We start from the raw sequence: 14,937 nt of genomic DNA, 5'->3' as shown, positions 1-14,937 counted from the left end.
TTCCCGTCAACATCAGAGAATACCAAAGGGATTGTCTAGTGCTAGCGGGCAGGGATGCCAGCTTCAAAAACCGGGAATACCCGGACATCCCCAAAGCTATTTGGGGATGTTTATGGGGATATCGCGGCGTTTTAGTTAAAACAAATCGGGATTAAATACTCTTCAATTTGGCAATCGTACTGTCAATATCGACTTCATGCTCTGAGAATGTGTAAGTAACATTTTGGAATGTTGTTATCGATAACATTTTCAATGGCACAGTTTTCTCAGAAATATCTTCTTCCTGCGGCCGGATTTTACTCATCAGTAAATTGACTGAAAGGATGGTATTGGCTTTATCAACTTCAGCCTGTGCAGGCACTTCTTTAGTAAAAGTATTGAAGGACTTGATACTGGTGAGCTTGATTCTTTCATTGGCAATAAAGATGTATTTGCTCTCAATCGCCACTTTCACCGCAAATGCTGACAACCCTTTGGTATTGGTCGTTGGCTCGAAAGTCACTTCCGCACCTTTTTTAATCATCTCGGGATTAGCAACTTTAATAACGTGAAAATAACGGTTATCTCCGTTCTCATCGGTGATAAAACCAAAACCTTTATCTTCAAAAAAAGTTGTTATTCTACCGTTCATCATGCATCTCATATTAGCGTATCCAATGGATAAGTATAATACAGGTGAAACGCTTTCAGATACAGTCTGGGACTTTTCTAGGGCTAGTGCGGGTGAGCTGTAAAAGAACAAAATATGGATTTCTGTGCTAAAAATTGAGGATAAAAGCTGAGCTTTTCACTTTTTCTCTATTTTTTGTGATCTCTGCCGTGGACAAAAAACAGTTCTATTGCTGTACTGTATTTGACACACATTTTGTGTCCAACATTCACGTAAAGGTAAGTTTGATGTCTAAGATTAAAGGTAGCGTTAAGTGGTTCAATGAAGCTAAAGGCTTTGGTTTTATTACCCCAGAAGATGGCAGCAAGGACGTTTTCGTTCATTTCTCAGCCATCGCTAGCAACGGTTTCAAAACTCTTGCTGAAGGCCAGCGTGTAGAATTTGAAATCACGAGCGGTGCCAAAGGGCCATCAGCTGCTAATGTTATCGCTATCTAAGTAGCCCATATCTCTTAAAACCCGCCTCATTTTTATCAGGCGGGTTTTTTATTTATAGCCTCAACAAGCATTGAAGCGAAATGAGCTAAAAGAGATATGCCGTTAAAAAGGCAACAGTGATAGCCAGGCAAAAAATAACTGCCAGCCATTCGGTTCCTGTTTTGGGTAAACTAAACATAGGATCTATCCGGCACATCAGTCACCCCATTGGCTAACTGTTCTCAGCTAAATAATTATCCGGTTCGTAGTTTAAGAAAACATTAAGACGCTGTAAGTAATTGTGATTTTTTATCCACGATTATTGAGCAGCAAAGTAATTAACCAATATGAAAGCCAGCATTGTTATGGCTAGTGAACCGGCCAGATTAAGTGCAACTGTTGCCGCAGCCCAAGCTAATTTCCCATCCTGAAGTAAATAGACAACCTCAACAGAGAAGGTTGAAAATGTTGTCAGTCCACCACAAAAACCAGTAGTAATAAGTAATTTCCAAACAGGATCAATGTGTGCGATTCGGGTGAACAGGGCTAATGTCAGGCCGATAATAAAAGCACCGACCAAGTTTACAATAAGTGTTCCCACTGGGATATTTGGGGACAAACTGTTTAGCTTCAGGCTGACCAGCCAACGGGCGACACTGCCCACACCACCACCAATAAATACTGCAAGCAATGTATTAAACATAAACACCTTTTTTTAGGGATGCCACTATATTGGTATTTTACCGCTATTCAGCTTGCCAGCTCAATGCGGTTGCGACCATTGTCTTTTGCCAAATATAGTGCAGAATCGGCGGCTTTTAACCATTGCTGATAGTTAATCATGTCATGACGGTAATCCGCGATACCGGCACTGACTCTAAGTTGCAGAGGGGGTGCTTGAATAAAAACTAAATCGGCTAACCTTTCTTGAATTCGCATTAATACTTCCCGAGTTTGTTCGGGAGTTGTATTGGGTAAAATAGCACCAAACTCGTCACCACCATAGCGGCCAACAATATCAATGGCTCGCAATCCCAGCAGTAATTCTTCCGCAAGAACAGTAATAGCTTCATCACCCACTGCATGACCAAAGGTATCGTTAATAGATTTAAAATTATCAATATCCAGTAAAATTAGCGTGTCACCATGTTGGTAACGTCGGCAACTATCAAATTGATTATGTAGCTGATGTTCCCAATGTCTGCGGTTATAGAGCCCAGTTAATCCATCCCTGACACTGATACGCAATAATTCTTCTTTATTTTCAGCCAGGCGTTTTGCGGTACGATAGGTGACTAGTCCAAGCAGGGAAGGATAAATAATTATCATCGGCAGACAGGCATATACCTGAAATGGCGAGGTCTCAGGTTTAAAGGGTAAATTAAATATCCACGCAGTCAGTAAGCTACAGGCTATCTGTAAAGCCAGTCCTTTACAAAAAACATTTTTCCCACCAGAAGCAATATTGTTCATGCTCATCATAGAGAGAATAACGATTGATGGCAGAGCATTGAATGACATTATTGCAACCCAGACACCTCCCAGTGCCGAGTCTATTTTCATATTTATGATTTCTTGCTCAAACGGTTGTTGAGAGCGTGAGGCCAGTAGATAGGCAATATGTGGCCATACCAATCCATTTAGTACCAGCATGAGCCATAGCCATAATGGAGCATTCTGTGTGTAGAGTACGGAGCCCACACAAAACATGCCAATACCTAAACCAAATGCGCGGGGCAAATAAGTCCTTTTAGCAAAACTTAACCCGGATCTGCGAGTATTGATTCTACTTGAATAAGGCAATTGGCGGCTCCCTCGTTCTTTCTGCTTTGGGGGGATGTTAACGGCAATGTCTCATCCGGAATGAGTCAAAATAAATGAGAATAGACTCTTGAGTAAATCATAGTTCACTAACGAAATCTGTTACATATTACTCTTGTTTTAATCGACAATTTATTCGTAAATAGCGCATGATTTAATGAACAGTACTAATCAAGAAGGTGTGTATGGAAGGTATCAGTATTACCAAATTGCTGGTAGTCGGCATATTGATTGTGTTGTTGTTTGGTACCAGCAAATTGCGCACGTTGGGCGCGGATTTAGGCGCGGCGCTGAAAGGCTTTAAAAAGGCGATGGGTAATGACGACGCTCCTCCAGCCAATACGGCTGCCGAGTCTAAAGTTGCTACAGAAGCCAAGCCGCCTATCGAGCATAAAGACTGATTATATCGTAAGGTAATAGAAATCGGGCTGAGAAACCAAAAAACGGATCTCCAATGGAAATCCGTTTTTGATTATCTGCTGTTTGAGATGTAATAAAATATTTCAATCAAATTAGTCCGAACAACTATTCAGACTAGTTTGACTTATTTAACTTCCAACCCTTTTGCTTGCAGGTCAGCATGGTAAGAGGAGCGAACAAATGGGCCGCAAGCTGCATGGGTAAAGCCCATCGCCATTGCTTCAGCTTTCATTTCATCAAACTCTGCTGGGCTAACATATCGCTGTACAGGTAGATGGTGACGGCTAGGTTGCAAATATTGCCCCAGCGTCAGCATCGTGACCCCATGACGGCGCAAATCGCGCATAACTTCCACGATTTCAGCATTCGTTTCACCCAAACCAACCATCAAACCAGATTTGGTCGGAATATCTGGGTGGGCTTCTTTAAAGCGCTCCAATAATTTAAGCGACCACTCATAGTTAGCCCCTGGGCGAACCTGACGATATACCCGTGGAACGTTTTCCAGATTGTGGTTAAAGACATCTGGTGGCGTGACAGTCAGAATATCTAACGCGCGATCCATACGGCCACGGAAATCAGGCACTAATGTTTCAATTTTAATGGTTGGATTTTTGGCACGAATCGCTGAGATACAATCTGCAAAATGCTGGGCACCGCCATCACGTAAATCATCGCGGTCAACCGATGTGATAACCACATAGCGCAAACCCATATCTTTGATTGTTTGAGCTAATTTCTCTGGCTCATTGGCATCCGGTGTCACTGGGCGGCCGTGTGCAACGTCGCAGAATGGGCAACGGCGGGTGCAAATCGCGCCGAGGATCATAAAGGTCGCGGTACCGTGGTTAAAGCATTCCGACAGGTTGGGGCAGGAGGCCTCTTCGCAAACCGAGTGGAGACCATTTTTTCGCATTGCTGCTTTAATACCTTGAATGCGGCTAGAGTCAGCAGGAAGCTTGATTTTCATCCATTCGGGTTTACGTAGCAGCTCTTGGCGTTCGGTAACCACGGTTTTAATCGGGATTAACGCCATTTTATCTGCGTCGCGGTATTTGACGCCGCGTTCCATCTGAATCGGTTTACTCATAATCGTGCAGGTTCCAGTTATGAATCTCTCAACTTGAGATTTTTAATTAAATTCAACGGGATGTGGCGTCGTTAAAAAAATTTTTAAAATTGTTTAAAAATTATAGCATCTTTAGTCTGTCCCATTCAGCCCCCAATTTTGTAGGCGTTTGTAAATAGCGCCGTATTGAGTTGCGGTGGGAGCATCATTCATACTTCACATTGTTTATTGCCGGGCTATTGAGCGTCTGGTGGTAAATAATCAGCCAATGACCACGGCTGCTGCTTGGCATCGGGATAACCTAGCTGATGGGTAAATTCGCGCACCAATATGGGTTGAACATCGGCCATAGTAGTACCCGCTTTCAGCGCGCTGACTTGCGTCATTTGCATGCCTGCGTAGCCACAGGGATTAATGCGCTGGAAGGGTTCCAGATCCATTGCAACATTTAATGCCAGACCATGGAATGAACAGCCCCTGCGAATGCGTAGACCTAATGAGCAAATCTTCTGTTGACCCACATAAACACCGGGAGCATCCGGGCGGGCTTGTGATTCAATGCCTAAATGGGCTAGCGTCTCAATCACGGTATTTTCAATGGCGGTCACCAGCTGCCGCACACCCAATTTGGCCCGCTTGAGATCAATCATGATATACATGACTTGTTGGCCGGGACCATGGTAAGTAACCTGGCCCCCGCGATCACTTTGGATAACCGGAATATCACCGGGCATCAGAACATGTTCGGCTTTTCCTGCCTGACCCTGAGTAAAGACGTGTTGATGCTCAACCAGCCAGATTTCATCTGCGCTGCTATCGGTGCGAAACTCAGTGAAATTATGCATGGCTTGAGATACGGGGGCATAGGGTTGTAGCCCTAGCTGACGTAAAATGATCTTGTGTTGTTGCAAGCGAGGCATCATCTGGTTACAGAAATGGTGGCGTCAGTATACCAGTCCAGTTGTGTGGAGGCACTATTTTGACGGATGAAAGCGATACTTTGGCCGTAAAAAAATAAGGCCCGACGGCTGAGTAAGCAGTGTGGGCCATAGGTGAGTGATCAGTATTTGAACGCTATTACAGCACCATTCTGACCAATTCAAGATTACCTAATTCTTCATACAGCGTTTCCACTTGATCGATATGGGTTGCTGTAATGGTAATGGAAACAGAGTGATAGTTGCCTTTACTGCTCGGTTTGATTTCGGGGGTATAATCGCCCGGAGCATGGCGCTGTACCACTTCAACCACCTGGTTAACCAGTTGAGGTTCAGCAATGCCCATTACCTTGTAGGTAAAGGGACAAGGGAACTCAAGCAGTTCATTCAGTTTAGTTTTCATGTGCGCTCCTGGGGTTTGACGGACAGATTGTTGTCGGACTGGTGCTAGGATAAAAAGTACCCGACTATAAAATTATAACTCCCGCCTGGGCGGGAGTTTCACATTATTTATAATATGGGGGTCTACTTCGGCTTTTCAAGGCCTGCGATTAGCCAAACCAGCGGTGGAACATCAGTTTGATGTAATCCACCATGCGGCTGAAGATTCCGCCTTCTTTCACTTCATTCATCACAACCAGTGGTCGTTGATCGATGGTTTTACCATCCAACTGGAAGTTAATCATCCCGACAACCTGGTTTTTCGCCAGTGGCGCATGGATTTCTGGAGTATTCAGAACATAGCTGGCTTTCAAGTCTTTCATTCGGCCACGTGGAATAGTCAGGTAGACGTCTTTATCCACGCCCAACTGCACCCGGTCACTGTCTCCGAACCAAACTGGCTCTGAAGCAAACTCTTTACCGACTTTCAATGGTGCTACGGTTTCAAAGAAACGGAAGCCCCAAGTCAGCAGTTTTTTGCTTTCAGTTTCACGGCCTTTATAAGTGTGACCACCCAGAACGGCTGAAATCAAACGCATTTGACCATCGGTAGCAGATGCCACCAGATTATAGCCAGCAGCTTCGGTATGGCCGGTTTTAATACCATCCACATTTAAGCTGGTATCCCACAACAAACCATTACGGTTCATCTGGCGAATATTGTTGAAAGTGAATTCTTTCTCTTTGTAGATGGCATATTCATCGGGTACATCACGAATCAGCGCTTGACCAATCAGCGCCATATCGCGCGCAGAGCTGTACTGCCCTTCAGCATCTAAACCGTGAACGGTTTTGAACTGGGTATTTTGCAGGCCCAATGCTTTAACGTAGTTATTCATCAGGTTTACGAACGAGTCTTGGCTGCCAGCAACGTAATCAGCCATAGCAACACAAGCATCATTACCCGATTGCAGGTTGATACCACGCGTCAATTTAGACACTGGCACACGGTCACCTGGCTTCAGGAACATCAACGAAGAGCCCTTGAACTCAGGATTGCCGGTTGCCCACGCGTCTTTGCCCACGGTAACCATATCTTCTGGCCCGATTTTACCTGCTTTGATGGCTTGCCCAATCACATAGCTGGTCATCATTTTGGTCAGGCTGGCAGGATTGCGGCGTGCATCGGCATTCATTTCTGCTAATACTTTGCCGGAGTTGTAATCAATCAGAACGTAGGCTTCCGCGTCGATCTGTGGTACGCCGGGGATCATGGTTTTTAAGTTGACGTCATCAGCGTTTGCAGCAGATGCTGCGCTCATAACAATAACAGTGCCGAGCGCCAGGCTCTTGATAATACGAGAAGTAGTTACATATTTCATGATCAGGACAACAACATCCGTGGGAGTAAGTTAAAAAACGTGCCACATCATACCATAGCCTTCTGGCTTGACGCTGTAGCCTTGCTACAGCGTCAATTAATTTGACTATAAACTCATGTGGCGTTTATACATTCAACCGTAACATTCTGTTAGCACAAGGAGTTACGGTTATTTTTGTTTGGTTAGACTTAAATTGCTACAAGCTATGTATATTTAAGGCGCCGCCACCACAAATGACTGCTGTTGAGCTTCACTCGACAGGCGCTGTTGCAGTTCAACTGCCTGTTGGCGGCTATTAAATGGCCCAAGCTGAACACGGTGGACACTGCCATTGGTGGTTACTTTCCCTGGTACACCAAAACGTTGACTCAGACTTTGCTGCCAGGTTTGGGCACGGCTTGCATCACTCAGTGCGCCCACTTGAACCACATAGCCACCAGATGATGATGGGGCAGCGGCCGGTGCCACTGACGAGGTCACTGGGCCGGGGTTAGCGACTACCGGTGGCTGTACTGATTGCGAACTCAGGGCGGGTTCTGAACTTTCGAGCACTCCTGCTGGCACGGGTGTAGATGCGCGCAAGAAACCACTGCTTTGTGGTGCAACGGGCTGGGTCGTATTGGCACCGGACAACTGACTATTATCGATAGGGCGCACAGGCGCACTTACTGCCGGAGCATCCTGCTGAATTGGGGTGCCCATGCCACTGGAAGTGAGATCAGGTCGGCTAGGTAATGCATAGCTTTGCTTCGCAATGGTTGTACCAACCATTCCGGGACCAGATAATGAGCCATCAGGTGCTACATTGATAAAATCAATCTTCACCTTGGTATTATTCGAAATATTTAGGCGATCAGCGGCAGCTTTGGATAAATCAATCACCCGGCCGGGGGTATAAGGGCCGCGGTCATTGACGCGCACCACAATTTGGCGACCATTGCTAATGTTAGTGACTCGCACATAGCTTGGGATGGGCAGAGTAGGATGGGCCGCCGTCAATGCATTGGGATCAAAGATTTCGCCCGTTGCTGTAGAGTTGCCATTAGCCTCTTCACCGTACCATGCTGCCAGACCCACTTGACTGAAGTTTTGCGGGTCTTTAACGATGCTGTAAGACTGGCCATTCACTTTATAATCCTGATTAAAATTAGGATTGAAAGGTTCATAACGAGGTTCTGCACCGCCTATTTCTACCACCGGGCCATTGTATGTCTGCTGCACTTGTTGCTGGGGTGCAGGAGGTTGACTGGTACATGCTGATAGCAATACACCTGCGATGCCGATCCAAAGCCATTCCTTACGCATTGCTCACCTCTATAAATTCTTAGATAACATTTTTCGATGAGTATGTATCGACATCACGATACCAAACCCGGCCATCAGCACTATCAGCGCCGAGCCTCCGTAGCTGACCAAAGGCAAAGGTACGCCAACCACAGGTAAAATTCCACTTACCATACCTATGTTAACAAACACATATACAAAGAGTATCAGCATTAGCCCGCCAACCATGACTCGGCCGAAGGTGGTTTGTGCATGAGCTGCAATCACCAAACCCCGCATAATCAGGCATAAATAGAGAGCTAATAACACCAGCACACCGATTAAACCTAACTCTTCAGCCAGTACGGCAAAGATAAAGTCGGTATGGCGTTCTGGTAGGAATTCCAGCTGTGATTGAGTTCCGTGTAGCCAGCCTTTACCTGATAACCCACCGGAACCAATAGCAATTTTCGACTGAATGATATGATAACCCGCACCGAGCGGATCGCTTTCTGGGTCTAGCAGCATCATCACGCGATCTCGCTGATAGCCATGCATCAGGAAGAACCAGAGAATAGGAATAAATGCGGCAACCAAAATGGCTGCAATGGCAATCAAACGCCAGCTCATACCGGAAAGGAACAAAACAAATAATCCGGATGCGGCTATCAGGATAGAGGTGCCGAGATCGGGTTGTGCGGCCACCAATAAGGTTGGCATAAAGATTAAAATCAGTGCGATACCGGTATTTTTCAATGACGGTGGGCAGACGTCGCGGTTCATAAAGCGTGCGACCATCAAGGGAACCGCAATTTTAGCAATTTCAGAGGGTTGAAAGCGAATAAAGCCTAAATCCAGCCAGCGCTGCGCACCTTTACTGATTTGGCCAAATGCATCAACCAAGACCAGCAAAATGACACAGACAAAATAGAGATAAGGTGCCCAGCTTTCATAGACGCGAGGCGGGATCTGTGCCATGACCAGCATCACAACCAAGCCCATTGCAATTTGACCGACCTTGCGCTCCATCATACCTATGTCTTGCCCGCTGGCGCTCCACATCACGAAGGCGCTATAAGCCAGCAGCGCCAGTACGCAAAGCAGAAATGGCAGGTCAATGTGCATTTTGTACCACAAAGAGCCTTTTTGTTGATTATCAGTCATGAGTTACCTTAATCCGCTGCAACTAATCTGCTTTGGCTAGTCTGCTTCAACGCCCGGAGGCAGAGGAGCTGCATCCGGTAATTCAGTGTTGTTATCGCCCAATAAGATATGGTCGAGAATTTGGCGGGTAATCGTCCCTACAGCAGGCCCGGCCCCGCCATTTTCTAAAATCATGGCGACAGATACGGTCGGGTTCTCGTAGGGGGCAAATGCAACCATCAACTTGTGATCACGCAAATGCTCGGCCACTTTGTGGGCATTATAGGTTTCATAGCTATAAACCTGGGCGGTACCAGATTTGGCTGCTGCCTTATACGGCGTGCCTTCAAAGAACTTACGCCCCGTTCCGTTCGGGCGATTGGCCACGCCATACATGCCATCTTTGGCAATTTCCCAGTAGCCAGAATGAATATCGCCAATCTGAGTATTGTCTTCCTGCTTATAAGGCACTAAAACGCCATCAATCCGAGTGCTTTGCAGCAAATGAGGTGTTTTAACTGCACCATCATTGATCAGGGTCATCAGGGCTTTTGCCATCTGAATAGGCGTGGCAGTCCAATAACCTTGGCCAATACCTACGGGGATGGTATCCCCTTGATACCAAGGTTTTTTATGGCGTTTTTGTTTCCATTCTCGGGTCGGCATTAGGCCAGCCCGCTCTTCAGATAAGTCGATGCCGGTATATTCACCGTAACCGAATTTACTCATCCATGAGGATAAACGATCTATTCCCATGTCATAAGCCACCTGATAGAAGAAGGTATCGGCCGATTCTTCCAACGCTTTGGTGACATTCAGCCGGCCATGACCCCATTTCTTCCAGTCGCGAAAACGTTTTTCCGAACCGGGCAACTGCCACCAACCGGGATCGAACAAGCTGGTGTTTTTGGTGATAACACCGGCGCTGAGAGCCGAAACTGCAATATAGGGTTTTACCGTCGAGGCGGGCGGGTAAACCCCTTGAGTGGCGCGGTTGATCAATGGGCGGTCTGGGTCGTTCAATAACCCTTGATAGTCTTTATTAGAGATACCATCGACAAATAAGTTCGGGTCATAGCTTGGGTTTGACACTAAGGCCAATATGCCACCGGTGCGCGGATCCGTTACCACGACTGCCGCGCGGCTACCACTTAACAATTGCTCAATATAGGTTTGCAGGTGCAAATCGAGTGTCAGATAAATGTCTTTACCTGCTTGTGGTGGTTGCTCATGCAATTGGCGGATCACTCGACCACGGTTATTGACTTCAACTTCTTCATAACCGGTTTTACCGTGTAATACTGATTCATAATAGCGCTCAATACCCAGCTTGCCGATATCGTGGGTGGCGGCATAGTTCGCGAGAATGCCGTCTTTATCCAGTCGTTCAACATCTTTGTCGTTAATCTTGGAAACGTAGCCGATAACATGAGTCAGTGCTGAGCCATAGGGATAGAAGCGGCGTTGGTAGCCCTTGACCTCAATGCCAGGGAAGCGGAACTGGTTAACCGCGAAACGAGCGACCTGCACTTCGGTAAGCGGCGTTTTAACCGCAATAGAAGTAAAGCGACGTGATCGCTTACGCTCTTTTTCAAAGTTGGCGATATCCTCATCCGTCAGATCCACTATTGGGCGCAGTGCATTGAGGGTCGCGGGGAGGTCTTCAATTTTTTCCGGCATCAGCTCTAACTGATAAATCGTCCGGTTCATTGCCAGTGGCGTGCCGTTACGGTCAAATATCATGCCGCGGCTAGGGGCGATAGGAACCAGCTTAATCCGGTTTTCATTGGAACGGGTGCGATAGTCTTCAAAACGGACTACCTGCAAATTGTACATGTTTGCGACCAATATCCCGCTTAGCAGCAGGATACCGAGGAAAGCCACGAGGGCACGGCGGACAAACAAGGCTGACTCAGCCGAATAGTCGCGAAAAGGATTAGGTTCTTTTTTCATCCCACTGCTATTTCATTTTGTCCAAAACCAGCATCTTACTCAGAGCCATCACTTTACTCAGGTTCATCGCCCGCTTATTCCCGATGATAAGGGTGATTGGTCGTAATACTCCAGGCACGATAGAGGCTCTCCGCCACTAAAACGCGCACTAAAGGATGAGGTAGCGTCAACGGAGAGAGCGACCAGCTCTGCTCTGCGGCGGCTTTACAGGCCGGGGCTAACCCCTCAGGCCCGCCAATCAGCAGACTGACATCACGGCCATCCTGCTTCCAGCGTTCTAATTGCTGAGCCAACTGCGGGGTCTCCCAGGGGGTTCCTGGGATATCCAGCGTGACAATGCGGTTGTTTTTGCCAACCGCTGCCAGCATCAGCTCGCCTTCTTTTTCCAAAATGCGTTTGATATCCGCATTTTTGCCCCGTTTACCTGCTGGTATCTCCACCAGCTCGAAGGGCATATCTTTGGGAAAGCGGCGCAGGTAATCGATAAAACCTGTCTGCACCCAGTCCGGCATTTTAGTGCCGACGGCTACCAGTTGCAGTTTCACCGCTTAGCTCCAGAGTTTTTCCAGTTCATACATACGGCGGCTTTCTTCTTGCATCACATGCACAATCACTTCGCCTAAATCGACCACGACCCAGTCAGAGACACCCTGACCTTCGATACCAAAAGGTATCATGCCTGCCGCGCGGGATTCTTGAACCAAGTTATCTGCCAACGCCATCACATGGCGAGTGGAGGTACCGGTACAAATAATCATGTAATCAGTGATGCTGGACTTACCCTGAACATCCAGAGTAATAATGTCCTGGCCTTTCAAATCATCGAGCTTGTCGATAACAAATTCTTGGAGCGCTTTACCTTGCAAAGGTTCCCCCTCGGGTGATTTCTGTCTATACCCTTCGTTCTTGAAGTTGCCGGGGTGTTAGCGGCACTTTCTCACCCGAATCACTTACACTCATGTAAGCTCATCGGGATTCGTGCGCTGGCTGCCTACCTGCAACGTCAAGTTCTTTGGGTATTAACGTTCTTCCGTATTGTTTGCAGGAGATCCCGCGAACAGTTACCGGTATGAACAGTTAGAATGTAACGGTTTTTCAGCGAATACCTGAAATTTAGCGGCGGAGTATAACATGGGTGAATGCATCGCGATATAAACCCTCAGTTACTCAGCCGCGATACAAACCTTGTAACTCAATATATCGCTGTACCGCGCGTGGTAGCAGATCATCGCAACTTTCGCCGTTATGACGCCGATGGCGAATATCTGTGGCAGAAATGTCCAGTAAAGGCGTATCTGCCAGATAGATTGCACCATGTGGCCTCAGACTCAGTGCTTGTGGATCAAAAACGCGATGAGCATCAAGCCATTGCTGTAACTCGGGTGTTTCCAGCGTTTGTGCATAGCCTGGGCGAGCGCACACTAACAAATGACAGACATCTAACAATGATTGCCAGCGATGCCATTTATGCAGCGATAATAAAGAATCTTGCCCAATAATAAACGCTAAGGGACGTTCAGCACCACGCTCTTTACGAAGTGCTTCCAAGGTATCAATGGTGAATGATGGGCTATCACGCAATAACTCTCGTGAATCAACACTGAACAATGGGTTGCTGGCCACGGCCAGTTCGACCATTTTTAGCCGTTGCTGTGCATTGGCCTCAGGTTGTGGGCGATGAGGTGGGACATGGTTAGGTAATAAAATAATGTGTTGCAAACCCACTTGTTGAGCCAATGCTTCAACTGGCTTTAAATGGCCATAATGAATGGGATCAAAAGTACCGCCGAACAGGGCATAGAGGGTGCGAGTCGGGGATTTATTGGGCATCAAAAAAACTCTCAGGTAAAATTTTTCCACACATCAGCATAGATAGTGTTTCTAACTCCGGCCAGATTGACTGACCGTAATCCTGTTTCAGGCGAACTTCCATCTGTGAGAGTAAACGCACGGCCTGTTGCAGTTGTGGCATAGAAAGACGTTGTAACGCTTGAGTCATCATAGGACGACGATTTTGCCACACTTTAAATTGATCGAATAATGTTCGCAGTGGCACTTGCTCCATTCGGCGCTTTAGTGTTAGCAATTGCAATAGCTCGCGCTGGAGTGTGCGTAGCAAAATAACCGGCTCACTATCTTCTTGCTGTAATTGTTGCAAGATATGCCAGGCACGTTTGCTTTTCCCCACCAGCAAAGCGTCAAGCCAGTGGTAAGGGGTGAAATGTGCGGCATCGTTGACGGCTTCTTCTACTTTGGGCAGTGTTAATTTACCGTCAGGATAGAGTAATGATAGGCGCTCCAGTGCTTGTGATAATGCCAGCAGGTTACCCTCATAGCAGTAGCAAAGTAGCTGAACGGCAGCATCATCAATATCTAAGTTTAGGCTTTTGGCACGCGTGCTTACCCAACGAGGGAGCAGCGCTTGTTCTGGTGTCTGGCAACTGACGAACACTGCATTTGGGCTGAGAGCTTTAAACCATGTGCTGTTTTCTTGTGCTTTCGTTAGCTTATTGGCGCGTAATATCAGCAAAATATCTGGGTGCAAAAGGCCGGATAATTTGACCAATTGTTCATTCATCGGTGCGGTTAACCCACTGTCAGGGAAGCTCAATAGCAGTGTCTGTCGGCTGGCAAATAAACTCAGCGCCTGACAAAGGCTAAAGATATTGTCCCATTCAGTGTGAGCATCCAGCGCGAAACTGAAATGCTCGCTGAAATCATGCGTTGCTGCCACACGGCGAATATGGTCCTGACTTTCCTGTAATAACAAGGGTTCGTTACCACACAACAGATAACAAGCGCTCAGCCCCTCATGGAGCTGCGCGGCAAGTTGTTCAGGATAAACTCGAATCATTGGACAGGGGTACTGACGGCAGGTTTGCCAATATTGATTTCTTCGACATCAGCCATTTTAGCGGTACTGGTAGCAGTCTTATTACCACTCTGTGTCTCGCCATTTTCCTGCGCATTCTTTATTTCTGCAGCATGTACCACTAACAGCTTACGCACTAACTGTTGCGCTGCCTGGTCACGCATTTCCTGACGCAGCACCTCGGCTTCAGCTTCTTTCGCCAGCGCGGTTAACGGGTTATCGAAGAAGGTACGGAAGATATTCACCCGAATTGGATAAATATCATGACCTGGAATCAATACTTGCGCCTGAACGTGTAATACCAGCTGATATTCGGCTGTCACGCCGTTGCGGAAGATAGACACGGTATCCTGATTTTCGGATGAACCGATAATCCGCAGTGCTGGCAAGTCCTTCCGCATCGGGTCATCAACAATAGTGACGTTATTTAAACGCAATTGTTGGCGTATCGCACGGGTTAACGGGCCATAAGGATCGCTACTTTCCAGCAACAGTTTTTGTAGCTCAGGTGGCACCTGAGTGGTACCCCGCAGATTAAAGCCACAGCCAGCAGTGGCCAGCACCGCCAACCCCAGCAACAGCATCAGAATACGATGTCGCACAACTCCT

17 protein-coding genes are annotated in these 14,937 nt (G+C 47.0%); 2 read left to right on the top strand and 15 right to left on the bottom strand.

Annotated features, from left to right (window positions below; all coding sequences use genetic code 11):
* Positions 1–151 precede the first annotated feature (151 nt).
* Positions 152–631, bottom strand: coding sequence for a cold-shock protein (locus ACF3VQ_RS14875; RefSeq protein WP_019082650.1), 480 nt, complete (start codon positions 629–631; stop codon positions 152–154).
* Positions 632–897: 266 nt separating this feature from the next.
* On the opposite strand from ACF3VQ_RS14875, the gene cspE reads away from it, so the two are divergent.
* Positions 898–1,107, top strand: a complete 210-nt coding sequence (gene cspE / locus ACF3VQ_RS14870; protein ID WP_004716300.1) for a transcription antiterminator/RNA stability regulator CspE — start codon at positions 898–900, stop codon at positions 1,105–1,107.
* Between the two features lie 298 nt (positions 1,108–1,405).
* Here cspE and crcB read toward each other — a convergent pair whose 3' ends face one another.
* A complete protein-coding gene (gene crcB / locus ACF3VQ_RS14865) occupies positions 1,406–1,789 on the bottom strand; it encodes a fluoride efflux transporter CrcB (protein ID WP_392431926.1) in 384 nt (127 codons plus the stop codon).
* 47 nt (positions 1,790–1,836) lie between these two features.
* Positions 1,837–2,889 (bottom strand): diguanylate cyclase, encoded by a 1,053-nt coding sequence (locus ACF3VQ_RS14860; RefSeq protein ID WP_392431925.1) that lies wholly within the window; start codon positions 2,887–2,889, stop codon positions 1,837–1,839.
* A gap of 203 nt (positions 2,890–3,092) precedes the next feature.
* Between ACF3VQ_RS14860 and tatA the strand changes: the two genes are divergently transcribed.
* Complete coding sequence (gene tatA / locus ACF3VQ_RS14855; RefSeq protein ID WP_005167881.1) at positions 3,093–3,308, top strand: Sec-independent protein translocase subunit TatA; 216 nt, start codon at positions 3,093–3,095, stop codon at positions 3,306–3,308.
* Between the two features lie 143 nt (positions 3,309–3,451).
* Here tatA and lipA read toward each other — a convergent pair whose 3' ends face one another.
* From lipA to lptE, 12 genes are all read right to left on the bottom strand, one after another.
* Positions 3,452–4,417, bottom strand: a complete 966-nt coding sequence (gene lipA / locus ACF3VQ_RS14850; protein ID WP_004712243.1) for a lipoyl synthase — start codon at positions 4,415–4,417, stop codon at positions 3,452–3,454.
* Positions 4,418–4,632: 215 nt separating this feature from the next.
* Entirely contained in the window at positions 4,633–5,319 is a 687-nt protein-coding gene (gene lipB / locus ACF3VQ_RS14845) for a lipoyl(octanoyl) transferase LipB (RefSeq protein WP_392431924.1), read from the bottom strand.
* Between the two features lie 154 nt (positions 5,320–5,473).
* A complete protein-coding gene (ybeD, locus tag ACF3VQ_RS14840; RefSeq protein WP_392431923.1) occupies positions 5,474–5,737 on the bottom strand; it encodes a DUF493 family protein YbeD in 264 nt (87 codons plus the stop codon).
* A gap of 148 nt (positions 5,738–5,885) precedes the next feature.
* The gene (gene dacA / locus ACF3VQ_RS14835) at positions 5,886–7,097 is read right to left on the bottom strand and encodes a D-alanyl-D-alanine carboxypeptidase DacA (protein WP_392431922.1); all 1,212 of its coding nucleotides are present in this window, start codon (positions 7,095–7,097) and stop codon (positions 5,886–5,888) included.
* Positions 7,098–7,310: 213 nt separating this feature from the next.
* On the bottom strand, positions 7,311–8,402 hold the full coding sequence (rlpA, locus tag ACF3VQ_RS14830; protein WP_392431921.1) for an endolytic peptidoglycan transglycosylase RlpA: 1,092 nt from the start codon (positions 8,400–8,402) through the stop codon (positions 7,311–7,313).
* Between the two features lie 9 nt (positions 8,403–8,411).
* Entirely contained in the window at positions 8,412–9,524 is a 1,113-nt protein-coding gene (mrdB, locus tag ACF3VQ_RS14825) for a peptidoglycan glycosyltransferase MrdB (protein WP_392431919.1), read from the bottom strand.
* 36 nt (positions 9,525–9,560) lie between these two features.
* Positions 9,561–11,456: a peptidoglycan DD-transpeptidase MrdA gene (mrdA, locus tag ACF3VQ_RS14820; protein WP_392431917.1), complete on the bottom strand. Its 1,896-nt coding sequence runs from the start codon at positions 11,454–11,456 to the stop codon at positions 9,561–9,563.
* 74 nt (positions 11,457–11,530) lie between these two features.
* Positions 11,531–12,001 (bottom strand): 23S rRNA (pseudouridine(1915)-N(3))-methyltransferase RlmH, encoded by a 471-nt coding sequence (gene rlmH, locus ACF3VQ_RS14815; RefSeq protein WP_004390602.1) that lies wholly within the window; start codon positions 11,999–12,001, stop codon positions 11,531–11,533.
* 3 nt (positions 12,002–12,004) lie between these two features.
* The gene (rsfS, locus tag ACF3VQ_RS14810) at positions 12,005–12,322 is read right to left on the bottom strand and encodes a ribosome silencing factor (RefSeq protein WP_005167894.1); all 318 of its coding nucleotides are present in this window, start codon (positions 12,320–12,322) and stop codon (positions 12,005–12,007) included.
* 301 nt (positions 12,323–12,623) lie between these two features.
* The gene (nadD, locus tag ACF3VQ_RS14805; protein ID WP_392431913.1) at positions 12,624–13,286 is read right to left on the bottom strand and encodes a nicotinate-nucleotide adenylyltransferase; all 663 of its coding nucleotides are present in this window, start codon (positions 13,284–13,286) and stop codon (positions 12,624–12,626) included.
* Positions 13,276–14,310 carry a DNA polymerase III subunit delta gene (holA, locus tag ACF3VQ_RS14800; protein ID WP_392431911.1) on the bottom strand — a complete coding sequence of 345 codons (1,035 nt, stop codon included), beginning with the start codon at positions 14,308–14,310 and terminating at the stop codon, positions 13,276–13,278. Before holA ends, nadD begins: the two co-directional genes overlap by 11 nt.
* Entirely contained in the window at positions 14,307–14,930 is a 624-nt protein-coding gene (gene lptE / locus ACF3VQ_RS14795; protein ID WP_392431909.1) for an LPS assembly lipoprotein LptE, read from the bottom strand. Before lptE ends, holA begins: the two co-directional genes overlap by 4 nt.
* Positions 14,931–14,937 lie beyond the last annotated feature (7 nt).

This window comes from Yersinia fenwicki, assembly GCF_043099325.1.
GTDB lineage: Bacteria > Pseudomonadota > Gammaproteobacteria > Enterobacterales > Enterobacteriaceae > Yersinia.
This window is presented reverse-complemented; position numbering and strand designations above follow the sequence as displayed.